Source organism: Pseudomonas sp. 5P_5.1_Bac1 (assembly GCF_025466015.1).
Taxonomy (GTDB): domain Bacteria; phylum Pseudomonadota; class Gammaproteobacteria; order Pseudomonadales; family Pseudomonadaceae; genus Aquipseudomonas.
The window spans coordinates 73,240-97,409 of the sequence record NZ_JANLNX010000115.1; the positions used below are offsets into that span (position 1 = coordinate 73,240).

The 24,170-nt window shown below is 62.8% G+C and carries 18 protein-coding genes; 7 read left to right on the top strand and 11 right to left on the bottom strand.

All coding sequences use genetic code 11. The annotated features are described in order from the left end of the window. Nucleotides 1-141 precede the first annotated feature (141 nt). The 3 genes from mfd to NTD82_RS26775 are packed head-to-tail and all read left to right on the top strand — an operon-like array spanning nucleotide 142 to nucleotide 7,475. Nucleotides 142-3,591, top strand: a complete 3,450-nt coding sequence (mfd, locus tag NTD82_RS26765) for a transcription-repair coupling factor (RefSeq protein WP_095157919.1) — start codon at nucleotides 142-144, stop codon at nucleotides 3,589-3,591. A 10-nt stretch (nucleotides 3,592-3,601) separates the two neighbouring features. Then, the gene (locus tag NTD82_RS26770) at nucleotides 3,602-4,174 is read left to right on the top strand and encodes a CsiV family protein (protein ID WP_095157921.1); all 573 of its coding nucleotides are present in this window, start codon (nucleotides 3,602-3,604) and stop codon (nucleotides 4,172-4,174) included. Nucleotides 4,175-4,178: 4 nt separating this feature from the next. Beyond that, nucleotides 4,179-7,475, top strand: a complete 3,297-nt coding sequence (locus tag NTD82_RS26775) for a DEAD/DEAH box helicase (RefSeq protein ID WP_262130905.1) — start codon at nucleotides 4,179-4,181, stop codon at nucleotides 7,473-7,475. A 46-nt stretch (nucleotides 7,476-7,521) separates the two neighbouring features. On the opposite strand, the gene nagZ is transcribed toward NTD82_RS26775, so the two are convergent. From nagZ to NTD82_RS26790, 3 genes are read right to left on the bottom strand one after another with little or no spacing between them, the layout of a single operon-like run. Next, nucleotides 7,522-8,520 (bottom strand): beta-N-acetylhexosaminidase, encoded by a 999-nt coding sequence (gene nagZ / locus NTD82_RS26780; protein ID WP_175653864.1) that lies wholly within the window; start codon nucleotides 8,518-8,520, stop codon nucleotides 7,522-7,524. Nucleotides 8,521-8,542: 22 nt separating this feature from the next. Further along, a complete protein-coding gene (locus NTD82_RS26785) occupies nucleotides 8,543-9,067 on the bottom strand; it encodes a L,D-transpeptidase (protein WP_262130906.1) in 525 nt (174 codons plus the stop codon). Between the two features lie 45 nt (nucleotides 9,068-9,112). Next, nucleotides 9,113-9,826, bottom strand: coding sequence for a TetR/AcrR family transcriptional regulator (locus NTD82_RS26790; RefSeq protein ID WP_262130907.1), 714 nt, complete (start codon nucleotides 9,824-9,826; stop codon nucleotides 9,113-9,115). Between the two features lie 205 nt (nucleotides 9,827-10,031). Between NTD82_RS26790 and lexA the strand changes: the two genes are divergently transcribed. Further along, the gene (gene lexA / locus NTD82_RS26795) at nucleotides 10,032-10,646 is read left to right on the top strand and encodes a transcriptional repressor LexA (protein WP_262130908.1); all 615 of its coding nucleotides are present in this window, start codon (nucleotides 10,032-10,034) and stop codon (nucleotides 10,644-10,646) included. Between the two features lie 13 nt (nucleotides 10,647-10,659). Beyond that, the gene (sulA, locus tag NTD82_RS26800; RefSeq protein WP_095157933.1) at nucleotides 10,660-11,133 is read left to right on the top strand and encodes an SOS-induced cell division inhibitor SulA; all 474 of its coding nucleotides are present in this window, start codon (nucleotides 10,660-10,662) and stop codon (nucleotides 11,131-11,133) included. Between the two features lie 57 nt (nucleotides 11,134-11,190). On the opposite strand, the gene NTD82_RS26805 is transcribed toward sulA, so the two are convergent. The 7 genes from NTD82_RS26805 to NTD82_RS26835 form a co-directional block, all read right to left on the bottom strand. After that, a complete protein-coding gene (locus NTD82_RS26805; protein WP_095157935.1) occupies nucleotides 11,191-11,424 on the bottom strand; it encodes a hypothetical protein in 234 nt (77 codons plus the stop codon). 51 nt (nucleotides 11,425-11,475) lie between these two features. Then, nucleotides 11,476-11,997, bottom strand: coding sequence for a DUF6586 family protein (locus NTD82_RS26810; RefSeq protein ID WP_262130909.1), 522 nt, complete (start codon nucleotides 11,995-11,997; stop codon nucleotides 11,476-11,478). A gap of 157 nt (nucleotides 11,998-12,154) precedes the next feature. Then, nucleotides 12,155-14,764, bottom strand: coding sequence for a type I DNA topoisomerase (gene topA / locus NTD82_RS26815; RefSeq protein WP_262130910.1), 2,610 nt, complete (start codon nucleotides 14,762-14,764; stop codon nucleotides 12,155-12,157). Between the two features lie 100 nt (nucleotides 14,765-14,864). Further along, nucleotides 14,865-15,116 (bottom strand): DUF1653 domain-containing protein, encoded by a 252-nt coding sequence (locus NTD82_RS26820; protein ID WP_095157941.1) that lies wholly within the window; start codon nucleotides 15,114-15,116, stop codon nucleotides 14,865-14,867. 77 nt (nucleotides 15,117-15,193) lie between these two features. Then, nucleotides 15,194-16,369, bottom strand: a complete 1,176-nt coding sequence (fadA, locus tag NTD82_RS26825) for an acetyl-CoA C-acyltransferase FadA (protein ID WP_095157943.1) — start codon at nucleotides 16,367-16,369, stop codon at nucleotides 15,194-15,196. A gap of 31 nt (nucleotides 16,370-16,400) precedes the next feature. Next, complete coding sequence (fadB, locus tag NTD82_RS26830; protein ID WP_095157945.1) at nucleotides 16,401-18,548, bottom strand: fatty acid oxidation complex subunit alpha FadB; 2,148 nt, start codon at nucleotides 18,546-18,548, stop codon at nucleotides 16,401-16,403. Between the two features lie 502 nt (nucleotides 18,549-19,050). After that, nucleotides 19,051-19,488, bottom strand: coding sequence for a hypothetical protein (locus NTD82_RS26835; RefSeq protein WP_262130911.1), 438 nt, complete (start codon nucleotides 19,486-19,488; stop codon nucleotides 19,051-19,053). 109 nt (nucleotides 19,489-19,597) lie between these two features. Here NTD82_RS26835 and NTD82_RS26840 point away from each other — a divergent pair, with 109 nt between their 5' ends. Then, complete coding sequence (locus tag NTD82_RS26840) at nucleotides 19,598-20,041, top strand: universal stress protein (RefSeq protein ID WP_095157951.1); 444 nt, start codon at nucleotides 19,598-19,600, stop codon at nucleotides 20,039-20,041. Nucleotides 20,042-20,083: 42 nt separating this feature from the next. Here NTD82_RS26840 and NTD82_RS26845 read toward each other — a convergent pair whose 3' ends face one another. Next, on the bottom strand, nucleotides 20,084-22,003 hold the full coding sequence (locus NTD82_RS26845; protein ID WP_262130912.1) for an ATP-binding cassette domain-containing protein: 1,920 nt from the start codon (nucleotides 22,001-22,003) through the stop codon (nucleotides 20,084-20,086). A gap of 205 nt (nucleotides 22,004-22,208) precedes the next feature. On the opposite strand from NTD82_RS26845, the gene NTD82_RS26850 reads away from it, so the two are divergent. After that, nucleotides 22,209-24,134, top strand: a complete 1,926-nt coding sequence (locus NTD82_RS26850) for a transglycosylase SLT domain-containing protein (RefSeq protein WP_371864317.1) — start codon at nucleotides 22,209-22,211, stop codon at nucleotides 24,132-24,134. Nucleotides 24,135-24,170 lie beyond the last annotated feature (36 nt).

The window sequence follows — 24,170 nt, forward strand, 5'->3', positions numbered from 1 at the left end:
TGACGCCGCATATCGCTTCGAGCAATGAGCGCCTGTCGACAGTCCCACCTGAAAGGATTTTGCCCGCTGCACGCCTGACAGCACGGGCATTGGCCCGTTACAATCGGCCTCTTTGTCGCAACGCTTGGAGCTCGACCTCCCGTGCCTGTTCTGCGTCTACCGCACCTTCCGGCCACTGCCGGCAAACAAACCTGGGGCAACCTGCCCGGCGCCGCACTCAGCCTGGCCATCGCCGAAGCTGCCAGTGCCGCCAAACGCTTCACCCTGCTGCTGACCGCCGACAGCCAGAGCGCTGACCGGCTGGAGCAGGAGCTGCGTTTCTTCGCGCCTGAACTGGCGGTATTGCCGTTCCCCGACTGGGAAACCCTGCCCTACGACCTGTTCTCGCCGCACCAGGACATCATTTCGCAACGGATCGCCAGCCTGTACCGGCTGCCGGAGCTGGACCACGGCATTCTCGTGGTGCCGATCACCACCGCCCTCCATCGCCTGGCGCCAACCCGCTTCCTGCTGGGCAGCAGTCTGGTGCTGGACATCGGCCAGAAGCTCGACGTCGAGCAAATGCGCACGCGCCTGGAAGCCAGCGGCTACCGCTGCGTCGACACGGTCTACGAGCACGGTGAATTCGCCGTTCGCGGCGCATTGATCGACCTGTTCCCGATGGGCAGCAAGCTGCCATACCGGATCGACCTGTTCGACGATGAAATCGAAACCCTGCGTACCTTCGACCCGGAAACCCAGCGTTCCATCGACAAGGTCGAGTCGGTGCGCCTGCTGCCCGCGCGGGAATTCCCGCTGCAGAAGGACGCCGTCACCCGCTTCAAGGCGCGCTTTCGCGAGCGCTTCGACGTCGATTTCCGCCGCAGTGCGATCTTCCAGGACCTGACCAGCGGGATCATCCCCGCCGGCATCGAGTACTACCTGCCGCTGTTTTTCGACGAAACCTCGACCCTGTTCGACTACCTGCCCCAGGACACCCAGGTGTTTTCCCTGCCGGGCGTGGAACAGGCCGCCGAACACTTCTGGAACGATGTGCGTGGCCGCTATGAAGAGCGCCGCATCGACCCGACCCGCCCGCTGCTGCCACCCGCCGAGCTGTTCCTGCCGGTGGAAGACTGCTTCGCCCGGCTCAAAGGCTGGCCGCGCATCGTCGCCAGCCCGGACGACATCGAGGGCGGTGGCGGCCGTGAGCGCTTCCCCGCGCGCAAGCTGCCGAACCTGGCCATCGAAGCCAAGGCCAGCCAGCCGCTGGCCGCGCTGTCGGCGTTCCTCGATGATTTCCCCGGCCGGGTGCTGTTCACCGCCGAGTCGGCGGGCCGCCGTGAAGTGCTGCTGGAGCTGCTCGAACGCCTGAAGCTGCGTCCGCAGACCGTGGAAGGCTGGGAAGACTTCGTCACCGGCAAGGACCGCCTGGCGATCACCATCGCGCCGCTGGACGACGGCCTGGTACTCGACGACCCGGCCGTGGCGCTGGTCGCCGAAAGCCCGCTGTTCGGCCAGCGCGTCATGCAGCGCCGGCGCCGGGAAAAACGCAGCGACGTCAACAACGACGCGGTCATCAAGAACCTCACCGAACTGCGCGAAGGCGCGCCGGTGGTGCATATCGACCACGGCGTCGGCCGCTACCTGGGCCTGGCGACGCTGGAAATCGACAGCCAGGTCGCCGAGTTCCTCACCCTCGAATACGCCGAGGGCGCCAAGCTCTATGTGCCCGTCGCCAACCTGCACCTGATCGCCCGCTACACCGGCAGCGACGATGCCCTGGCGCCGCTGCACCGGCTCGGCTCCGAGACCTGGCAGAAAGCCAAGCGCAAGGCCGCCGAACAGGTCCGTGACGTGGCCGCCGAACTGCTCGACATCTACGCCCGCCGTGCCGCGCGCAAAGGCTACGCCTTCGCCGACCCGGCCGCCGACTACGCCACCTTCAGCGCCGGTTTCCCTTTCGAGGAAACCCCGGACCAACAGTCCGCCATCGAAGCCGTGCGCGAAGACATGCTCGCCGCCAAGCCGATGGACCGCCTGGTCTGCGGCGACGTCGGCTTCGGCAAGACCGAAGTGGCGATGCGCGCGGCGTTCATCGCCGTGCACAGCGGCCGTCAGGTGGCGATCCTGGTGCCGACCACCCTGCTCGCCCAGCAGCACTACAACAGCTTCCGCGACCGCTTCGCCGACTGGCCGGTGAGCGTGGAAGTGATGAGCCGCTTCAAATCGGCCAAGGAAATCAGCAGCGCCATGGCCGAACTGGCCGAGGGCAAGATCGACATCGTCATCGGCACCCACAAGCTGCTGCAGGACGACGTCAAGTTCAAAGACCTGGGCCTGGTCATCATCGACGAAGAGCACCGCTTCGGCGTGCGCCAGAAAGAGCAGCTCAAAGCCCTGCGCAGCGAAGTCGACATCCTCACCCTGACCGCCACGCCGATCCCGCGCACGCTGAACATGGCGGTGTCGGGCATGCGCGACCTGTCGATCATCGCCACCCCGCCGGCGCGGCGCCTGTCGGTGCGCACCTTCGTCATGGAGCAGAACAAGAGCACCATCAAGGAGGCGCTGCTGCGCGAGCTGTTGCGCGGCGGCCAGGTCTACTACCTGCACAACGACGTGAAGAGCATCGAGAAATGCGCCGCCGACCTCGCCGAGCTGGTGCCCGAGGCCCGCATCGGTATCGGCCACGGGCAGATGCGCGAACGCGAACTTGAACAGGTGATGAGCGACTTCTACCACAAGCGCTTCAACGTGCTGATCGCCTCGACCATCATCGAGACCGGCATCGACGTGCCGAGCGCCAACACCATCGTCATCGAGCGCGCCGACAAGTTCGGCCTGGCGCAGTTGCACCAGTTGCGCGGCCGGGTCGGACGCAGTCACCACCAGGCCTACGCCTACCTGCTGACACCGCCGCGCCAGCAAATCAGCGCCGACGCGGAAAAACGCCTGGAAGCCATCGCCAACACCCAGGACCTGGGGGCCGGTTTCGTCCTGGCGACCAACGACCTGGAGATCCGCGGCGCCGGCGAGCTGCTCGGCGAAGGCCAGAGCGGGCAGATCCAGGCCGTCGGGTTCACCCTGTACATGGAAATGCTTGAACGCGCGGTCAAGGCCATCCGCAAGGGCACCCAGCCGAACCTCGACCAGCCGCTGGGCGGCGGGCCGGAAATCAACCTGCGGTTGCCGGCACTGATTCCCGAGGATTACCTGCCCGACGTCCATGCCCGCCTGATCCTGTACAAGCGCATCGCCTCGGCGGTGGACGAGGAAGGTCTCAAGGACCTGCAAGTGGAGATGATCGACCGCTTCGGCCTGTTGCCCGAGCCGACCAAGAACCTGGTACGCCTGACCCTGCTCAAGTTGCAGGCGGAAAAGCTCGGCATCAAGAAAGTCGATGCCGGCCCCAATGGCGGCAAGATCGAGTTCGAGGCCGAGACACCGGTCGATCCGCTGGTGCTGATCAAACTGATCCAGGGTCAGCCCAAGCGCTACAAGTTCGAAGGCGCTACGCAATTCAAGTTCATGGTGCCCATGGAGCGCGCCGATGAACGATTCACCACACTGGAAGCGCTGTTCGAGCGCCTGACACCGAAAACCGCTTGAAGGAAGATCCATGCGCGCCATTCGTAACCTGAGCCTGCTGCTGGCGTTGTGCTCGCCAGCAGCCTTTGCCGACACCCAATACCTGATCGAGATGATCCTGGTGCGGCAGAACGCCGTGCCTGCCGTCACCAGCCAGTTCGCCCCGGAAAACTGGAGCGATGGCGCCAAGCCGGTCGCCGACTACGACATTCGCCAGCCGCTCCTCACCGAGCAGGCCGAGCGCCTTGCCGCCGACAGCCAGTACAGCGTGCTGCTGCACAAGGCCTGGCAGCAGAACGTCGGCGCCGAAGGCTCGAAAATCGCCTTCAGCGATGGCCAGGAACAGTTCGGCCACTTCCCCATCGAGGGCAACCTGAGCGTGAGCGAAGGCCGCTTCATCGGCGTCGAGGCCACTCTGTGGGTCAACCAGTTCGACGCCAATGGCGGCGTGCTTCAGAGCGAGCAGTTCAAGCAAAGCAACAGCAACGTCAAGAACGCCGAGCTGACCTACCTCGATGGCGGACACCTGGCGCTGGTGTTGAAGATTCGCAAGGCCGGTACTCCCGCCAACGCAGCGCCCGACCCTGCACTGATGGAGCAGTAACGGAATGCCGGGGCCGCTCGATTCGCTGCTTGCCGACGGCAAGTGGAAAGAGGGATTCAGCCACAACGCCCTGAGTCGAGGACTACGTTATGCAGAAGATCAGCGTGTCAGCATCAAGAGCAACGGCGGCGACATAATCCTCGCCACCTGCGCAGGCTCAGGCGGCAATCGTTACCAGCAGACCATTTCCGCCTTCACTCGCGCGGGACGTCCCGGGCTTACTTGCCGCTGCTCGTGCCCGGTCAGCCAGAGTTGCAAGCACTGCGCCGCCGTGTTGTTCCATGCCCAGCAAAAGCTCACGGCCGGCACAGGGCAGGAAATGCCCAGCGACCTGCAAACCTGGCTGGACGGCCTCGAGAAGCCTCGCGCAGACAGCGGCGCGGCCAAACCGGACCGGCAAGGTCGCGGTGTCTACTACTTCATCCGGCTCGAAAACGGTACACCCTTCCTCAATGTGAAGAAGGGCACGCGCCAACCCGATGGCCGCATCCAGGTTGCCCGGCTGCACTCGATCTATGACCTGCTGTACGAACCGCCGAAGTTTGTGATGCCCGAGGACCGCGAGATTCTTCTGCGGCTCAACCGCAAGCCCGGCAGTTACCAGATGAGCTTCCCGCTAGACGACCCACATGACGGCGAACTGTTCCAGCAAGCCTTGGACACCGGCCGACTGATGATCGACGAGGACATGCCTCCCGTGCAGCCCGGCCCTTCCCGGCACGGCGAGTTTCGCTGGGTACGCATGAACAACGGCAACTACCGCGGCGACTGGTATGACGGCGAGGAGCCGGTAGGCATGACGCTCCCCTTCCAGCCGCTGTATTACTTGAGCGGATTGACCTTGCAGGCCGGCCTGCTCCAGCACGACCTGGACCCTTACGTCGCCCTGCAACTGACCCGCGCCCCGGACGTTCCGGAGCCGCTGGTGGCACAACTCAGCCACCGCCTGAGCGCGCTGAATCAACAGGTCCCGACCCCGACAAAATTGCAGGAAGAAACAATCGACCATCTAAGCCCTGTTGCCCACCTGATCCTGGGCAGCCACGAATTCAGCGCCTACGCCCCGAAAACCGGGCGCATGCAACGGCAACTGCAACACCGCGCCGCGCTCTCTTTCAACTATGACGGCGTCCGCGCCAGCGGCACCGACGGAAAATCCCCGACCCGCCTGGTCGGCAGCACCACCCAACATATTCAGCGCGACACACAGGCCGAACAGGTGTTCAGGAAAACCCTGCAACGCTGGGGCTTCAAGGTCGCCACCCGGCAAAGCAAGGCGCTGCCGGAGACTGCCGGGGAACTGCTCCTGCTCGACACCGACCAGCAGTGGCTGGCATTCGCCCGCGAGGGCATCCCGGCGTTGCGCGAGGCCGGCTGGGAACTCGAGATCCACGATGACTTCGCGTTCATCCTGCAGGAGGTCGACGACTGGTACGCCGATATCGAGGAAAATCCCAGCCAACAGTGGTTCGACCTGGAACTGGGCATCGTCGTCAACGGCGAGCGTCACAGCCTTCTGCCGATCCTCCTGCACCTGCTGCGCAGCAACCCCGAACTGCTTCGGTCCGGCGAACTGGCCAGACGCGGTGACGACGAACACCTGCTGATCGACCTGAATCGCCACCGCCATGGCAGCGCCGCAGCCCGCGTCGCCCTGCCCTACGCGCGCATCAAGCCGCTGATGGCCACCTTGGGCGAGCTGTACCTGACCGAAAATGATGGCCGCTCACTGCGCCTTGCCGCACCGGATGCGGCGCGCCTGAGCAACCTGGACGAGGTGCCCCTCACCTGGCTCGGCGGCGAACGTGTACGCGACTTCGCGACGCGCCTTAAAAGCGCCCAGTACACCGAAGTCCAGGCACCGGAAGGCCTCAATGCCACGCTGCGCCCCTATCAACTGGAAGGCCTGAGCTGGCTGCAAACACTGCGCAGCCTGGACATCGGCGGCCTGCTTGGCGACGACATGGGCCTGGGCAAGACCCTGCAGACCCTCAGCCATGTGCTGACGGAAAAGAACGCCGGCCGCCTGCAGAGTCCGGCACTTGCCGTCATGCCCACCAGCCTGATCCCGAACTGGCTGGACGAAGCCGAGCGCTTCACCCCGCAACTGCGCGTGATCGCCCTGCACGGGCCGGGCCGCACCAAGCACTTCGCCAATCTGAAGGACTACGACCTGGTACTCAGCACCTACGCGCTGCTGCCCCGGGACCTGGAGCACTTCACCCCGATCGACTGGCACCTGGTGATCCTCGATGAAGCGCAGAACATCAAGAACGCCACCAGCAAGGCCGCACAAGCCGCGCGCGAGCTAAAGGCCACCCAGCGCCTGTGCCTGACCGGCACGCCCATGGAAAACAACCTCGGCGAACTCTGGTCGATCTTCCACTTCCTGATGCCGGGCTGGCTGGGCGACAGCAAACGCTTCGCCCGCGACTACCGCACCCCGATCGAAAAACATGGCGACGGCGAACGCATGAGCCACCTGGCGGGCCGCATTCGTCCGTTCCTGTTGCGCCGCACCAAGGAGCAGGTGGCCAAGGAACTGCCGGCCAAGAGCGAGATCATCCACTGGGTCGACCTCAGCGATGCCCAGCGCGATACCTATGAAACGGTGCGCGTGGCCATGGACAGCAAGGTCCGCGCCGAAATCACCCGCAGCGGTGCGGCGCGCAGCCAGATCGTCATCCTTGATGCCCTGCTGAAGCTGCGTCAGGTGTGCTGTGACCTGCGCCTGGTGGCCAACGCCAATGTCAAAGGTCCGCAGTCCGACAAGGGCAAGCTGGGCAGCCTGATGGACATGCTCGATGAGCTGCTCAACGAAGGCCGGCGCATCCTGCTGTTCTCGCAGTTCACCTCGATGCTGGCGTTGATCGAAGAAGAACTGCAAAAGCGCAAGGTGAGCTACAGCCTGCTGACCGGCGACACCAAGGACCGTCGCACGCCCGTGCAGCAGTTCCAGAACGGCGAAACGCCCGTGTTCCTGATCAGCCTGAAAGCCGGCGGCACCGGGCTGAACCTGACTGCGGCCGATACGGTGATCCACTACGACCCCTGGTGGAACCCGGCCACGGAAAACCAGGCCACCGACCGCGCCTACCGCATAGGCCAGGACAAGCCGGTATTCGTCTACAAGCTGATCACCCGCGGAACCGTGGAAGAGAAGATCCAGAAGCTGCAAAAAGACAAAGCCGCCCTGGCTGCAGGGCTGCTTGAAGGAAATGAGGCGGGTCAGTGGAAGCTGGCGGCGGACGATATCGAAGCGCTGTTCGCGCCGCTGCCGGAAAGCAAGAAAGCCAAGTGATGAAGGCAACAGCCCGCCGCCTCTCGACGGCGGGCATGCTCGGCAATCAGTCGACCAACTGGGCCTGTTTCAAGGCGCCCAGCGCTTCCAGCCAGCGCGGCTGCTGGCGGTAGTCGGTACGAGCAAAGCCCTGGCCGCGCATGGCCGCGATGCGCGGCGATGGCGTGACCTTCAAGCGCTGGGCAGCACTCAGGGCCAGCTCGGCCGCCGCCCGGTCATTGCACACCAGGCCCATGTCGCAACCGGCGGTCAACGCGGCCTCGATGCGGCTGGCCGCATCGCCAACCACGTGGGCGCCGGCCATGGACAGGTCATCGCTGAAAATCACCCCGTCGAAGCCCAACTCGCCACGCAGGATGTCTTGCAGCCAGCGGCGGGAGAAGCCTGCCGGCTGGTTGTCGACCTGTGGATAAATCACGTGGGCCGGCATCACTGCGGCCAGTTGGCCGCTCAGACGGGTGAACGGCACCAGGTCCGCCGCGCGGATCTGCTCCAGGCTGCGCTCGTCAGTAGGAATAGCCACATGGGAGTCGGCTTCCGCCCAGCCGTGGCCGGGGAAGTGCTTGCCACAGGCGGCCATGCCGGCGGCGTTCATGCCGCGGATGAAAGCGCCGGCGAGCGCGGTCGCCCGCTCAGGATCGCCTTCGAAAGCGCGGCTGCCGACCACGGCACTGCGCTGGTGGTCGAGGTCCAGCACCGGCGCGAAGCTCAGGTCCAGGCCGACCGCCAGGACTTCAGTGGCCATCAGCCAACCGCACTGCTCCGCCAGGTACTCGGCATTGGGATTGTCGGCAATTGCACGCATCGCCGGCAGGCGCACGAAGCCCTGGCGCAGGCGCTGCACGCGGCCGCCTTCCTGGTCGACGGCAAGGATCAGCTCAGGGCGAATGGCGCGGATCGACGCGGTCAGCTCGCGCACCTGGCGCGGGCTGTCGATATTGCGCGCAAAAATGATCAGGCCGGCCACTTCGGGCTGGCGCAGGAGGTGGCGGTCTTCGGCGGTCAGCCAGGTACCGGCGATATCCACCATCAGGGAGCCTTGCAGGCTGGCACTCATAAATGATCCTTCAGTTGACGGGGGCGCTGGCCCACTGCGGGCAGGCGGCTTCTTCTATTTGCACCGGACAATGCGCCGGAACCCGCTCGAACAGGCTCACCAGATCGGCATTGCGCAGGCGCACGCAGCCATGGGACAGCGGCACGCCCATGGGTTCCGTGTCAGGTGTGCCATGCAGGTAAATATAACGACGGAAGGTGTCCACCGCACCGAGGCGGTTGCGGCCGGGCTCGCAGCCACTGAGCCAGAGAATCCGCGAGAGGATCCAGTCGCGCCCGGGAAATTGCGCGTGCAGGGCGGGCGTCCAGGTTTCGCCGGTCCAGCGTCGCCCGCGAAGCACCGCGCCTTGAGGCAGCCCGACGCCGATCTTCGCGCGCACCTGATGCAGGCCGCGCGGCGTGCAGCCGGAGCCATTGCTTTCACCTGGACCATTGAGCGCCGTGGACACCGGCAGACGCACGACCAGACGGCCTTGGGAGAACCCGTAGAGGCATTGGTCGGCGAGGGAAATATGCAGCAGATCGAGAGTAGACATGGGGCGCTAGCTTAGCCGAAGCCAGTCGTCGCGCCCAGTCGCGAATCAGGCCTTGGCCGGTGCCGGCGTGCTGCTCGACTTGTTGCGCGGACGCAATTGCGCGGCAGCCATCGCCTCGTCCGTGACACCGCTGTCGGCACGCATGCCGGCGGCGAGAAACGGCACCATCAGGCGCATAACCTGCTCGATGGAGGTATTGATGCCGAAATCGGTTTCCGCGATGGCCCGCAATGCCTTGATCCCGGACATGCTGAACGCGGCGGCACCGAGCATGAAGTGCACGCGCCAGAACAGCTCGATGGGCGGGATGCGCGGAGCGGCTTCATTGACCAGCAGCATGTAGCGGCGGAACACTTTGCCGTACATGTCTTCCAGGTAACGCCGCAGGTGCCCCTGGCTCTGACTGAAGGCCAGGCCCAGCAAACGCATGAAGATGGACAGGTCGTTGCCGCTGCGTGGCTGCACCACCAGCGCCTGCTCCACCAGCATCTCCAGCAGCTCTTCCAGGTTCGGCTTGTGCTCCGGACGCGCCTGTCGGCGATCCAGTTCACGCTCGAGGCTCTGGCAGAAAGGCCCGAGGAAACGCGAGAAGACCGCCTGGATCAGCGCCTTCTTCGAACCAAAGTGATAGTTGACCGCGGCCAGATTGACTCCGGCTTTGCTGGTGATCAGCCGCAACGACGTTTCAGCGAACCCTTTTTCCGCGAACAGCTGCTCGGCAGCATCGAGAATGCGTTCAACGGTTTCCGATTGGGCCATGGGTAATCCACCTGACAAACAGTTGTTTGAAACATACGTTTCATGGTCGTGACTGTCAAGTCAGGCGGGCAATTAGATCACAGCTTCAGGCGCCAGGCGGGCAAAGTTCACGCGGCTTTTTCCGACTGCTTGCAGCTTCATGCTTGCAGCGACACTTCTACTGTATATAATCCCAGTCACTGTATAAAAAGACAGAGCCATCGACATGCTAAAACTGACGCCACGCCAAGCTGAGATTCTGGCTTTTATCAAGCGCTGCCTGGAAGACAACGGCTTCCCCCCTACCCGGGCTGAAATCGCCCAGGAACTGGGCTTCAAGTCTCCCAACGCCGCCGAGGAGCACCTCAAGGCGCTGGCGCGAAAAGGCGCCATCGAAATGACCCCCGGTGCTTCCCGCGGCATTCGCATCCCCGGCTTCGAAGCACGCCAGAGCCAGGACGACAGCTCGCTGCCGATCATCGGTCGCGTGGCCGCCGGCGCGCCGATCCTCGCCCAGCAACACATCGAGGAATCCTGCGCCATCAACCCCACCTTCTTCCATCCTCGCGCCGACTACCTGCTACGCGTGCACGGCATGAGCATGAAGGACGTCGGCATTTACGACGGCGACCTGCTGGCCGTACACACCTGCCGTGAAGCGCGCAATGGTCAGATCGTCGTAGCCCGACTGGGTGACGAAGTGACGGTCAAGCGCTTCAAACGTGAAGGCAGCAAGGTCTGGCTGCTTGCGGAGAATCCCGAATTCGCGCCCATCGAGGTGAACCTGAAAGAACAGGATCTGGTGATCGAGGGTTTGAGTGTCGGCGTCATTCGCCGATAAATCAGGAGGCGTCATGCAGTTTCCACACGCACCACAGCAAGTACAGTTAACCCTGTTCGAGGCATTCCTGGCCCAGCCGGTCCTGCCGAAGCTGAAAACCGAAGCGCCCGCACGCGTCAGCAGCACCCCGGACGCGTTCAGCGAGTTGTCTTTCCGTGGTGCGCTGGAGCACTGCCAGAATCTGCTGGCGCCGATCCTGCGTGAGCTGAGTGAAGAACAGGATGCCCGCTGGCTGACCCTGATCGCCCCGCCCGCCAGCCTGACGCAGACCTGGCTGCGCGAAGCCGGGCTCAACCGCGAACGTATCCTGATCCTGCAACCACGCGGCAATCAAAGCGCGATGCAACTGGCCTGCGACGCCCTGCGCCTCGGCCGCAGCCACACCGTGGTGAGCTGGCTGAACCCGGTCAGCGCCGCCGCGCGGCAACAACTGACCCGTGCCGCACGCGCCGGTAGCGCGCAAAGCCTGAATATTCGTTTGGGCTGATACTTGAATTGACCCGCGAGAGTCCGGCTTCCTCATTGCGAGGAAGCCCGGTCACCATCAATGAAGGACCCGCGGACCTTCGTCCCGCTCGATCTCACCTTCCACCAGACGACCTGCCATCTGCACGCCAACGCTGAGCATGGCCTTGGCCACCTCTACATGCTGGCCCTGCAGGAACGCCTTGGCGTCTTCGGAGAAGTTCAGGGTTACCAACGAACCCTCGTCCTCGGCACGGCGCAGCTCGATCCGGCCATCAGGCAACTCGACAATTTCTAGAAAGGACGTGGGCATATCAGGAATGTTCTCCAGGAAAGACCGGCATTGTAACAGTGACCGTTACGATCAGCACTCACTCAACCCCTCGCGAAAACGGACGGCAAGCTTCTTCAGATTCTGCCGCCACTCCTCCAATTCCTCCCGAGAAAGCGGCGCCACCTCGGGTGCGTCGAGGCTGACAGCATGAATCAACGGCTGAGTAACATCGCCTTTCGGGGCTTTTGTTGCGACCGGCGGTTTGAACAAATCGGAATAAGCTTTTAACAGTCGTGCCAGCCAGGTCTCTGATTGCTGGGCCAGTTCCACCAGTTCGGCCATTTCCGGAATGGCGATCGCTTCCAGCACCTCAGGGGTCAGCAAGGCCTCAGCCCGTGGCGCGGCGGCCTGTGGCAACCGATAGAAGCCGGCGATTTCATGGCACAGCCCCAGCAGTGCACCGTAGAGGTGAAACAACGTTGACTCGCGCTCGGCCTGGAGCAGCGCCTGGGCGTTCATGGCCCGACTCTCCTGAGCCTTGCCCATACCTTCAAGCGCAAGGCCGGCGAAGAAAATTTTCTGATTGGTACGGGTATAGAGTTCCTGGGCCATGAAGGCGCTCTCCGATAAGGCTGCGGGGCGAGGTCTGTCAGTTTCGGGGAAGCGTTTCCCCCGCGCAAGGATCTGTGATGGATAAGGTCCGTCCAGACAAACAAAAAAGCCGTGCCCGACACTGTCAGACACGGCCCTCGAACGCGAAGATCAGCGCTTAGCGCTTGTCTTCGACCTTCCACGCATTGCCGTCATAGAACGCACGCCAGCCGGTCGGCTTGCCTTCCACTTCGGTCTGCACGTACTGCTCCTTGGTCTTGCGGCTGTAGCGAATCACCGCCGGGCGACCATCCGGATCCTTCTGCGGTGCTTCGCAGAGGAAGTGATACTTCGGATCGATCTCATGCTTGTGCGGGATGATCTCGATCACCAGCGGCGCGCGGGTTTCGCGGTTTTTCGGGAACTGGCTGGCAGCCAGGAACAGCCCGGAAGCACCGTCACGCAGCACGTAGGTGTCGTTGACCTTCTCGCACTTGAGCTCCGGCATGTCCACCTTGTCCATCTTCGGTGGCGCTGCTTCGCCGTTCTTGAGCAGCTTGCGGGTGTTCTTGCACTCCGAGTTGGTGCAACCGAAGAACTTGCCGAAACGCCCGGTCTTGAGCTGCATTTCACTGCCGCACTTGTCGCATTCCAGGCTCGGACCTTCGTAGCCCTTGATCCGGTAGTTGCCTTCCTCGATCTCGTAGCCGGTGCAGTCCGGGTTGTTGCCACAGATGTGCAGCTTGCGCTTCTCGTCCAGCAGGTAGGCATCCATCGCCGTCGAGCAGATCGGGCAACGGTGCTTGCCAAGCAGCACGAGGGATTCGGACTCGCCTTCGTCATCCGCGGCAATCTCGTCGCCCGGCACCAGGTTCACGGTGGCCTTGCAGCGCTCTTTCGGCGGCAGGCTGTAGCCCGAGCAACCGAGGAACACACCGGTGGACGCGGTGCGGATCATCATGTGCCGGCCGCATTCCTTGCATGGAATGTCGGTCGGGGTCGGCTGGTTGGCGCGCATGCCGTTTTCGCTGGCCTCGGCGACCTGCAGCTTCTTGCTGAAATCACCGTAGAACTCGTCCAGCACGTTCTTCCAGTCACGCTCGCCATGGGCCACGTCGTCGAGGTTCTCCTCCATGCCGGCGGTGAAGCCGTAGTCCATGAGGTTGGAGAAGCTCTCCGACAGGCGCTCGGTGACAATGTCGCCCATCTTCTCGGAGTAGAAGCGGCGGTTGTGCAGGGTCACGTAGCCGCGGTCCTGGATGGTGGAAATGATTGCCGCGTAGGTCGATGGACGACCGATACCGCGTTTTTCCATTTCCTTGACCAGACTTGCCTCGGAGTAACGCGCAGGCGGCTTGGTGAAGTGCTGGCTCGGATCAATCTGGATCAGCTTGAGCACTTCGCCCTGGTTCATTTCCGGCAGAACGTCGTCGTCGCCCGGTTTGCTTTGCTGCGGCAGCACACGGGTGTAACCGTCGAACTTGAGGATGCGGCCCTTGGCGCGCAGCTCGAAATCACCTGCGGCAACGCTGACAGTGGTCGACAGGTACTGCGCCGGTGGCATCTGGCAGGCCAGGAACTGACGCCAGATCAGCTCGTACAGGCGCTCTGCATCGCGCTCCATGCCGCTGAGCTTGCTCGGATGGGTATTGACGTCGGAAGGACGAATCGCTTCGTGCGCCTCCTGGGCGCCTTCCTTGCTGCCGTAGACCAGCGGGGCCTCGGGCAGGTATTTCTTGCCGAATTCGCTTTCGATGTAGCTGCGCGCCATCTCCAGTGCATCCGTCGACAGGTTGGTCGAGTCGGTACGCATATAGGTGATGTAGCCCGCTTCGTAGAGCCGTTGCGCCATCATCATGGTCTTCTTCACGCCGAAGCCGAGGCGATTGCTCGCCGCCTGCTGCAGGGTCGAAGTGATGAAGGGTGCCGACGGCTTGCTGCTGGTCGGGCGGTCTTCGCGCTTGGCCACGGTGTAGCTGGAAGACTTGAGCTTTTCCAGGGCCGCCATGGCCTGTGCTTCGTTCAGCGGCTTGAAGGCCTCGCCTTTTTCCCGGGCAACCTCGAAGCGCACCTTGGCGTTCTTGGCAGTACCGAGGTCAGCGTGGACTTCCCAGTATTCTTCCGGGATGAAGGCACGGATTTCCCGCTCACGCTCCACCACCAGCTTCACGGCTACCGACTGCACGCGGCCGGCCGACAGGCCCCGGGCAATCTTCTGCCACAGCAGCGGCGAGACCATGTAACCGACCACGCGGTCGAGGAAGCGGCGGGCCTGCTGCGCGTTGACCCGGTCGATATCCAGCTCGCCTGGCTGGGAGAAGGCTTCCTGGATGGCCTTCTTGGTGATTTCGTTGAACACCACGCGCTTGTAGCGGCTGTCATCCCCACCGATGGCTTCCCGCAGGTGCCAGGCAATGGCTTCCCCTTCGCGGTCCAAGTCGGTTGCGAGATAGATGGTGTCGGCATCCTTGGCGAGGCGGCGCAGCTCCTCGATCACCTTCTCCTTGCCCGGGAGAATCTCGTACTTGGCTTTCCAGCCATGATCGGGATCGACACCCATGCGGGCGACCAGTTGCTTGCGCGCCTTTTCCTTGGGCGACAGCGCCGGGGCCTCGCCCGCGGTCTTGCCACGCTTGGCAGCCGGTTCCTTGGTGGCACTGGCCGAACCGCTGGTGGGCAGGTCTCGGATATGGCCGATACTCGACTTCACCACGTACTGGTTGCCCAGGTACTTGTTGATGGTCTTGGCCTTAGCCGGGGATTCCACAATGACCAGCGATTTGCCCATGGATCGGAAAATTCCTGAATACTGAAAATAAAAACACGGCAGGTACCTGACGCGGCACCGCTATATATAGTGGCTATAGAATGAGGTCAAGCGCGGGAGTTCAGCCGCCTGCACCATCCGGACGGGAAAACAGTGTCGTTTCCGCCTCAATCAAAGCAAAGCGTGGCACCTGCTCGCCGTCAACTTCGACCGACTCGAGAAACATCGAAAGAGGCCTGACCCAAAGACCGAATTCGCCGTACAGGGCTTGGTAAAACACCACCCACTCCTCGGTCTCGGAATGCTGTGCAACGCTGAAGACACGGTACTCAGGCCCCTTGTAGTGCCGGTATACGCCTGGTTGTATCTGCATGCCGCTGGCCCTCTTGAAAAAAAATTCCGAAAAAACAAAAACCGGGGCACCAGGCCCCGGTTTGGTCAACCACGCGATCAGACGCGCTCAAAGACCGTGGTGATGCCCTGGCCGAGGCCGACGCACATGGTCGACACGCCGAAGGTACCGCCGTTCTGCTTCATGACGTTGAGCAGAGTGCCGGAAATCCGTGCACCCGAGCAACCGAACGGATGGCCCAAAGCAATCGCGCCGCCGTGCAGGTTAACCTTCTCGTCCATCTTGTCGAGCACTTTCAGATCCTTCAACACCGGCAGGGCCTGTGCAGCGAAGGCTTCGTTGAGCTCGAAAAAGTCGATGTCGGCAATGCTCAGACCCGCGCGCTTGAGCGCTTTCTGGGTCGCCGGCACCGGGCCGTAACCCATGATCGCCGGGTCGACACCCGCCACCGCCATCGAGCGGATCACGGCCAGCGGCTGGATGCCCAGGTCCTGGGCACGCTGGGCTGACATCACGATCATGCACGAAGCGCCATCGGTGATCTGCGAGGAAGTACCCGCAGTCACGGTGCCGCCTTTCGGGTTGAACGCAGGGCGCAGTGCAGCCAGGCTTTCCAGGGTGGTGTCCGGACGAATGGTTTCATCGTAGTCGAAGACCTTGAGGAAGCCATTCTCGTCGTAACCCTGCATCGGGATGATCTCGTCCTTGAACTTGCCTTCCACGGTCGCCTTGTGGGCGAGCTGGTGGGAGCGCAGACCGAACAGATCCTGCTGTTCACGGCTGATGCCGTGCATTTTGCCGAGCATCTCGGCGGTCAGGCCCATCATGCCCGACGCCTTGGCGGCGTACAGCGACATGTGCGGATTCGGATCGACGCCGTGCATCATGCTGACGTGACCCATGTGCTCGACACCACCGACGACGAACACATCACCGTTGCCGGTCATGATCGCCTGAGCGGCGGTGTGCAGCGCGCTCATGGACGAGCCGCACAGGCGGCTGACGGTCTGGCCCGCAGCAGTGTGCGGGATCTGGGTCATCAGCGACGCCATGCGCGCGATGTTCCAGCCCTGCTCCAGGGTCTGGTTCACACAGCCCCAGATCACGTCCTCGACTTCAGCCGGGTCGACCTTGCTGTTGCGCTCTAGGACTTTGCTGATCAGGTGCGCGGACATGTCTTCGGCGCGGGTATTACGGTGCATGCCACCCTTGGAGCGGCCCATCGGTGTGCGACCGAAGTCGACAATCACCACGTCTCTTGGATTCAGGCTCATATATTTTCTCTCGCTCTATACCGTTGGGCGCTTAACCGAAGAAGCTCTGACCATTTTTGGCCATTTCACGCAGCTTCGCGGTGGGGTGGTACAGCGGGCCCAGATCGGCGTACTTGTCTGCCAGGGCGACGAATTCGGCCACACCGATCGAATCGATGTAACGCAGCGCGCCGCCGCGGAAGGGAGGGAAACCAATGCCGTAGACCAGGCCCATGTCGGCCTCGGCCGCGGTTTCGACGATGCCGTCTTCCAGGCAGCGCACGGTCTCCAGGCACAGCGGGACCATCATCCAGTTGATGATGTCTTCATCAGTGACTTCGCGTTGTTCGAAAATGATCGGCTTGAGCACTTCGAGGACCGAGGCGTCGGCAACCTTCTTCGGCTTGCCGCGTTTATCGGTTTCGTAGGAGTAGAAGCCCTTGCCATTCTTCTGGCCCAGGCGGTTGGCTTCGTACAGCGCATCGACAGCCGAACGACGATCATCCTTCATGCGGTCCGGGAAGCCCTCGGCCATTACGTCGCGACCGTGGTGGCCGGTGTCGATGCCGACCACGTCCATCAGGTACGCCGGGCCCATCGGCCAGCCGAATTTTTCCATGACTTTGTCGATGCGGACGAAGTCCACACCAGCGCTGACCAGCTTGGCGAAACCGCCGAAGTACGGGAACAGCACGCGGTTGACCAGGAAGCCCGGGCAGTCGTTGACGACGATCGGGTTCTTGCCCATTTTCTTGGCGTAGGCCACGGTGGTGGCGACGGCCACTTCACTGGACTTCTCGCCACGGATGACTTCGACCAGCGGCATCATGTGCACCGGGTTGAAGAAGTGCATGCCGACAAAGTTTTCCGGACGCTTGAGCGCCTTGGCCAGCAGGTTGATGGAGATGGTCGAGGTGTTCGAGGCGAGAATCGCATCGTCCTTGACCTGGCCTTCGACCTCGGCCAGAACGGCCTGCTTGACTTTCGGGTTTTCGACCACGGCTTCGACGACGATGTCGACGTTGGCGAAATCGCCGTAGGACAGGGTCGGACGAATCGCGTTCAGCGCCTCGGCCATCTTGGCCGGGGTCAGACGGCCTTTCTCGACGCGCTTGCCAAGCAGCTTGGAGGCTTCGTTCAGGCCCAGCTGGATGGCTTCCTCGCGGATATCCTTCATCAGGATCGGCGTGCCCTTGACCGCGGACTGGTAGGCGATACCGCCACCCATGATGCCGGCGCCGAGTACGGCGGCCTGCTTCACGTCATGGGCGATTTCGTCGTGGGCCTTGGCTTTGCGCTTGAGTTCCTGGTCGTTCAGGAACAGGCCGATCAGGCTTTCGGCAACCGAAGTCTTGGCCAGTTTGGCGAAGCCGGCGGCCTCGACTTCCAGCGCCTTGTCCCGACCGAAGTTGGCGGCTTTCTGGATGGTCTTGATCGCTTCGACCGGCGCTGGGTAGTTCGGGCCGGCCTGGCCAGCAACGAAGCCCTTGGCGGTTTCGAAGGCCATCATCTGCTCGATGGCGTTGAGCTTGAGTTTTTCCAGCTTCGGCTGACGCTTGGCCTTGTGGTCGAACTCGCCGCTGATGGCGCGCTTGATCAGGTCCAGAGCTGCTTCAGCCAGCTTCTCGGGGGCGACAACAGCATCGACAGCGCCAACTTTCAGCGCATCTTCAGCACGGTTTTCCTTGCCCGATGCGATCCACTCGACCGCGTTGTCGGCGCCGATCAGGCGCGGCAGGCGAACGGTACCGCCGAAGCCCGGGTAGATACCCAGTTTGACTTCCGGCAGGCCGATCTTGGCGCTGCTGGACATGACGCGGAAGTCGGCCGCGAGGCACATTTCCAGGCCGCCGCCCAAGGCGATGCCGTTGATGGCAACGACAGTCGGCACGCCGAGGTCTTCGAAGTCGCTGAAAATGCGGTTGGCTTCCAGGTTGCCGGCGACCAGGTCGGCCTCGGGCAGCTTGAAGTTATCGACAAACTCGGTGATGTCCGCGCCGACGATGAAGACGTCCTTGCCACTGCTGACAATCACGCCTTTGATCGATGCGTCGGCCTTGATGGTGTCCACCGCCTGACGCAGTTCGTTCAGGGTAAGACGGTTGAATTTGTTGACGGACTCACCCTTGAGGTCGAACTTCAGTTCGACGATGCCGCTTTCAAGAGCCTTAACCGTGATGGCTTTACCTTCGTAAATCATCAACTGATCTCCACGATATGGAAGCTGAACTGTACACGCTGATCGCTGTGACGACGGTCGACCGGCTCATGGCCGTTGGATGTCGATCCGTTGTCCCAGACATACCCGTCAGCGCGATAGTCGGGATTCTGTACGAGCTTTCTGACGATACAAACGCTCAATTCATACGCCCGTTTGATTCGGGTGTGCACACAGTTACCGAAATGGTCGGCTTTGTCAAACCCCCATGAGCGCTGGACAAACGCGACTTTCCGGTCATTTCTGGTTGAGACTTGAGCAACTCGCCATGACGGTGATCCACCATCATTCACGTAAGCGATTAGACGTTGCGCGCGGCAAATGGATCCGGCGCATAAACAGCGTGGAGGAGAAAAAAGAAGGGCGTTTTACTGGGCACGAAAATAAATCGCGCACTACACTGCGAGCTACTGAAGCACTTCCCGGCCTGCCTGGCCTTTTTTTTCGATGCATACAGCCCGCCCGGGAAACCTGGCGGGCTTTTTCATGCGAGGGTTTTCAACGCCTCAGCAACATCCTGCAACACCGAGGCATCCTCACGCTCACCCCAGCAGAGGGCGACCATCTGCGCAGTGGCCTCGACTTTATAGACACTCGCCGGCAACCGCTTGAGCTGTTCCAGCACCCGCTCATCGTCGCAGGGCTCGCGCCACTGGTTGAGCCAGGTGCCCGGCGTGGTTTGCCAATAACACCAGACATCGCTGCTGCCACGGCGTCGGGCCTGATGGTATTGCGCACAGGTGCCCGGTGGTTCTTCCGGCAGCCAGTGCGGCCAGGTCTGCGGTGCAAGCTGCATCGCCAGCCCCATGCGTCGAGCCTCCAGGCGCAGCGCCATACGCCCGCTCATGCGCCGCGAAGGCAACAGCCAGGCCAGCGGACTGAGGATCAGCGCGAGGATTGACACTACTACCCAGACCGTCATATCTGTTATTCCTATCAAGACTTTGCAAATGAGCTGGTTAGCCGCACTGGATGCGATCAGCCTGAAACGGACCATACTTTAACTATCGCGATTGTCAGGAGAGCCTCTCATGCCCTACGAACACATACTGGTCGCCGTCGACCTGACCGAAGAATGCGACCCGGTCATCAAACGCGCCCGCGAGCTGGCCACCCCGGGCAATGCCAAAGTGTCGCTGGTGCATATCGTCGAGCCGATGGCCATGGCGTTTGGCGGCGACGTACCGATGGACCTGTCGCAACTGCAACAGCAGCAGTTCGACCAGGCCAAGGAGCGCCTGGAGCGTCTGTTCAACAAATACCCGGAAATCAATCGCGGCGATTCGCACCTGACCTATGGCCAGCCACGCCAGGAGATCCACCAGTTGGCCAAGGAGCAGAAATGCGACCTGATCGTGGTCGGCAGCCATGGCCGCCACGGCCTGGCCCTGCTGCTCGGCTCCACCGCCAATGACGTGCTGCACGGCGCGCCGTGCGATGTCCTGGCGGTCCGCCTGCAGAAGAAAGCCGAGTAACGCAAAAAGGCCCGGAGTTTTCGCTCCGGGCCCCTTCCCGCCTCAACCGTCCAGTTCGGCCCAGCGCTCGACCAGCACGTCCAGCTCTGCCTGCATCCGCTCGAGGTCAGCCAGCACCTTGCTGGTGTGCTCGCTGGACTTCTGATAGAAGCCCGCATCGGAAATCTGCAGTTGGATCGCGGCGATCTTCTGTTCAACCGCCTCAATCTGGCCCGGCAGGGCTTCCAGCTCGCGCTGGAACTTGTAGCTGAGCTTTTTCTTGGTATCCGCAGCCGCTGCAACCGGCGCAGCCTCGGCCACAGGCGCGGTGACCACCGCGGTGTTCAGCTCGGACTTGCCGGACTTGCTCTCGCTGACGCCCAGCAGACGCGGCGAACCGCCCTGACGGATCCAGTCCTGATAGCCGCCGACATACTCGCGTACCTTGCCCTCGCCCTCGAACACCAGGGTGCTGGTCACCACGTTGTCGAGGAATGCCCGGTCGTGGCTGACCATCAGCACGGTGCCCTTGTAGCCCGCCAGTACTTCTTCCAGCAGCTCCAGGGTTTCCACGTCGAGGTCGTTGGTCGGTTCGTCGAGTACCAGCAGGTTGGCCGGCTTGCTGAACAGCTTGGCCAGCAGCAACCGCGCACGCTCGCCCCCGGACAGCGCCTTGACCGGCGTGCGCGCACGCTGCGGGCTGAACAGGAAGTCACCCAGGTAGCTCAGGACATGGCGGCTCTGGCCGTCGATATCGATGAAGTCGCGACCTTCGGCAAGGTTGTCGATAACGGTCTTTTCCAGCTCCAGCTGATTGCGCAACTGGTCGAAGTAAGCCACTTCCAGACGCGTACCCGAATCGACCTTGCCGCCGGTCGGCTCCAGGTCACCCAGCATCAGCTTGAGCAGCGTGGTCTTGCCGGTACCGTTGGCACCCAGCAGGCCGATACGGTCCTCGCGCTGCAGGACCATCGAGAAATCCTTGACCAGGGTCGGGCCGCCGGGGTGAGCGAAGCTGACGTTTTCCAGCACCATCACCTGCTTGCCGGACTTCTCCGCAGACTCGATCAGGATATTGGCCTTGCCCTGGCGCTCGCGACGTTCGCTGCGCTCGACCCGCAGCGCCTTCAGCGCACGCACGCGGCCTTCGTTACGGGTACGCCGGGCCTTGATGCCCTGGCGGATCCAGACTTCTTCCTGGGCCAGGCGCTTGTCGAACAGCGCGTTGGCGGTTTCCTCGGCGGCCAGTGCGGCCTCCTTGTGCACCAGGAAGCTGGCGTAGTCGCCGTTCCAGTCGATCAGGCCGCCACGGTCCAGTTCAAGAATGCGCGTGGCCAGGTTCTGCAGGAAGGAACGGTCGTGGGTGATGAACAGCACCGCGCCGCCGAAACCGCTGAGGGCATCTTCCAGCCAGGCGATGGCACCGATGTCCAGGTGGTTGGTCGGCTCGTCGAGGAGCAGCAGGTCCGGCTCGCACACCAGCGCCTGCGCCAGCAGTACGCGGCGGCGCCAGCCACCGGACAGCTCGGCCAGGGTCTTGTCGGCCGGCAACTGCAGGCGGCTCAGGGTGCTGTCCACCAGTTGCTGCAAGCGCCAGCCGTCGCGGGCTTCCAGGTCCTGCTGGACGTGCATGAGTTTTTCCAGATCGGCATCGGTATGGATGTTCTGGCTCAGGTGGTGGTACTCGGCGAGCAAAGCGCCGACGCCGGCCAGGCCTTCGGCAACCACGTCGAACACGGTACGGTCGTCGGCTACCGGCAATTCTTGCGGCAGCTCACCGATTTTCAGCCCCGGCGCACGCCAGATTTCGCCGTCATCGGCCTTTTGGTCGCCCTTGACCAGGCGCATCATGCTCGATTTGCCGGTGCCGTTGCGGCCGATGATGCAGACCCGCTCACCACGGGCGATCTGCCAGGACACCTTGTCCAGTAAGGGCATGGTGCCAAAAGCGAGGGACACATCGCTGAATTTGAGCAGGGTCATGTTGTTCTCCAGAAAGCGGGCGCGCATTCTACCTGACTTGACCGGGCAACACAGTACACATGGCCGTCCGCCAGCCCGCAGCGCGTTACATCCGGATGCAAGCACAATGCTTTCATCCGGCGCGGGCAAACGGCTAAGCTTAAGCCCGTGAACCCACAGTGCTGGCGACGCCGACACTCGTTTTGGTCAACTGTCTGGAAGTATCATGCGCCGCCTGCTCAACATCGTTTCCTGCCTGCTCCTCTCGGCCTCCGTGGCCGGTGCCGTGCAGGCTGCCGACCTCGCCCAACAACGCCAGATGTACGACGAAGCCAAGCGCGCGCTGGCCAAGGGCGATACCGGGCCCTACCGACGTTACGCCGCCGCCCTGCAGGACTATCCGCTGGAGCCGTACCTGGCCTACGACGAGCTGACCGCGCGACTCAAGACCTCCAGCAATGCCGAGATCGAGAGCTTCCTGGCCAAGAATGGCGACCTGCCCCAGGCCAACTGGATGAAGTTGCGCTGGTTGCGCTGGCTCGCCGAGCGCGGCGAGTGGCAGACCTTCATCAAGTACTACGATCCCAAACTCAATTTCACCGAACTGGACTGCCTCAACGGCCAATACCAGTTGGGCCACGGCCTGCGCGCCGAAGGCTTCGCCACCGCAGAAAAACTCTGGCTGGTAGGCAAGTCGCAACCGGCCGCCTGTGACGTACTGTTCGACCAGTGGGCCGCCCAGGGCCAACTGACCGAAGCCAAGCGCTGGCAGCGCACCAAGCTGGCAGCCCAGGCGCGCAACTACGCGCTGGCCACCAATCTGGTGAAGACCCTGCCGACCCTCGGCGAACAAGGCCGCCTGCTGATCGATGTCGCGCAGAAGCCGGAACTGCTCAATCAGCCGTCGCGCTTCGTGCCGGTCAACGAAGCGATGTCCGATGTGGTCAGCCTCGGCTTGCGCCGCCTGGCCCGTCAGGACCCGGACCGGGCCATGGCGCTGCTGGACGACTACGCCACCCGCATGCATTTCTCCAGCGACGAAAAAGTCGCCATCGCCCGCGAAATCGGCCTGACCCTGGCCCGCCGCTACGACCCGCGCGGCCTCGACCTGATGACCCGCTACGACCCGCAACTGCGCGACAACACCGTCAGCGAATGGCGCCTGCGCCTGCTGCTGCGCCTGGGTCGCTGGGAAGATGCCTACGAACTGACCAAGCGCCTGCCGCAGGATCTGGCCACCACCAACCGCTGGCGCTACTGGCAGGCCCGCAGCCTGGAGCTGGCCCAGCCGCAGAACCCGCAAATCCCGTTGCTGTACAAGACCGTGGCGCGCGAGCGTGACTTCTATGGTTTCCTCGCCGCCGACCGCGCACAAACGCCGTACCAGTTGAACAACAAGCCGCTGGTGATCAGCCAGCAACTGATGAACAAGGTGCGCAATACCCCGGGCGTGCGCCGGGCGCTGGAATTCCATGAGCGGGGGCAGATCGTTGACGGTCGCCGCGAGTGGTACCACGTCAGCCGTCACTTCAACCGCGACGAAATGGTCGCCCAGGCGCGCATCGCCTACGACCTGCGCTGGTACTTCCCGGCCATTCGCACCATCAGCCAGGCGCAATATTGGGATGACCTGGATATCCGCTTCCCGATGGCCCACCGCGACACGCTGGTACGCGAAGCCAAGGTGCGCGGCCTGCATTCGAGCTGGGTATTCGCCATCACCCGTCAGGAAAGTGCGTTCATGGACGACGCCCGCTCCAGCGTCGGCGCCAGCGGCCTGATGCAACTGATGCCGGCAACCGCCAAGGAAACCGCACGCAAGTTCAGCATTCCGCTGGCTTCGCCGGCCCAAGTACTCAACCCGGACAAGAACATCCAGCTCGGCGCGGCGTACCTGAGCCAGGTCCATGGTCAGTTCAACGGCAACCGGGTGCTCGCCTCGGCCGCGTACAACGCCGGCCCGGGCCGCGTGCGTCAGTGGCTGCGCGGCGCGGACCACCTGAGTTTCGACGTCTGGGTCGAATCGATCCCATTCGACGAAACCCGCCAGTACGTGCAGAACGTGCTGTCTTATGCGGTGATCTACGGGCAGAAGCTCAATTCACCGCAGCCGCTGGTGGATTGGCATGAGCGTTATTTCGACGACCAGTGATTGAGTGCGGGGCCCGCTTTGGCGGGCCTTCGCGAG

Excerpts from the sequence above, each read along its gene's own strand:
- NTD82_RS26770 (WP_095157921.1), top strand. The coding sequence starts at position 3,602 with ATGCGCGCCATTCGTAACCTGAGCCTGCTGCTGGCGTTGTGCTCGCCA.
- NTD82_RS26775 (WP_262130905.1), top strand. The coding sequence starts at position 4,179 with ATGCCGGGGCCGCTCGATTCGCTGCTTGCCGACGGCAAGTGGAAAGAG.
- NTD82_RS26785 (WP_262130906.1), bottom strand. The coding sequence starts at position 9,067 with ATGTCTACTCTCGATCTGCTGCATATTTCCCTCGCCGACCAATGCCTC.
- NTD82_RS26790 (WP_262130907.1), bottom strand. The coding sequence starts at position 9,826 with ATGGCCCAATCGGAAACCGTTGAACGCATTCTCGATGCTGCCGAGCAG.
- lexA (WP_262130908.1), top strand. The coding sequence starts at position 10,032 with ATGCTAAAACTGACGCCACGCCAAGCTGAGATTCTGGCTTTTATCAAG.
- sulA (WP_095157933.1), top strand. The coding sequence starts at position 10,660 with ATGCAGTTTCCACACGCACCACAGCAAGTACAGTTAACCCTGTTCGAG.
- NTD82_RS26805 (WP_095157935.1), bottom strand. The coding sequence starts at position 11,424 with ATGCCCACGTCCTTTCTAGAAATTGTCGAGTTGCCTGATGGCCGGATC.
- NTD82_RS26810 (WP_262130909.1), bottom strand. The coding sequence starts at position 11,997 with ATGGCCCAGGAACTCTATACCCGTACCAATCAGAAAATTTTCTTCGCC.
- topA (WP_262130910.1), bottom strand. The coding sequence starts at position 14,764 with ATGGGCAAATCGCTGGTCATTGTGGAATCCCCGGCTAAGGCCAAGACC.
- NTD82_RS26820 (WP_095157941.1), bottom strand. The coding sequence starts at position 15,116 with ATGCAGATACAACCAGGCGTATACCGGCACTACAAGGGGCCTGAGTAC.
- fadA (WP_095157943.1), bottom strand. The coding sequence starts at position 16,369 with ATGAGCCTGAATCCAAGAGACGTGGTGATTGTCGACTTCGGTCGCACA.
- fadB (WP_095157945.1), bottom strand. The coding sequence starts at position 18,548 with ATGATTTACGAAGGTAAAGCCATCACGGTTAAGGCTCTTGAAAGCGGC.
- NTD82_RS26835 (WP_262130911.1), bottom strand. The coding sequence starts at position 19,488 with ATGACGGTCTGGGTAGTAGTGTCAATCCTCGCGCTGATCCTCAGTCCG.
- NTD82_RS26840 (WP_095157951.1), top strand. The coding sequence starts at position 19,598 with ATGCCCTACGAACACATACTGGTCGCCGTCGACCTGACCGAAGAATGC.
- NTD82_RS26845 (WP_262130912.1), bottom strand. The coding sequence starts at position 22,003 with ATGACCCTGCTCAAATTCAGCGATGTGTCCCTCGCTTTTGGCACCATG.
- NTD82_RS26850 (WP_371864317.1), top strand. The coding sequence starts at position 22,209 with ATGCGCCGCCTGCTCAACATCGTTTCCTGCCTGCTCCTCTCGGCCTCC.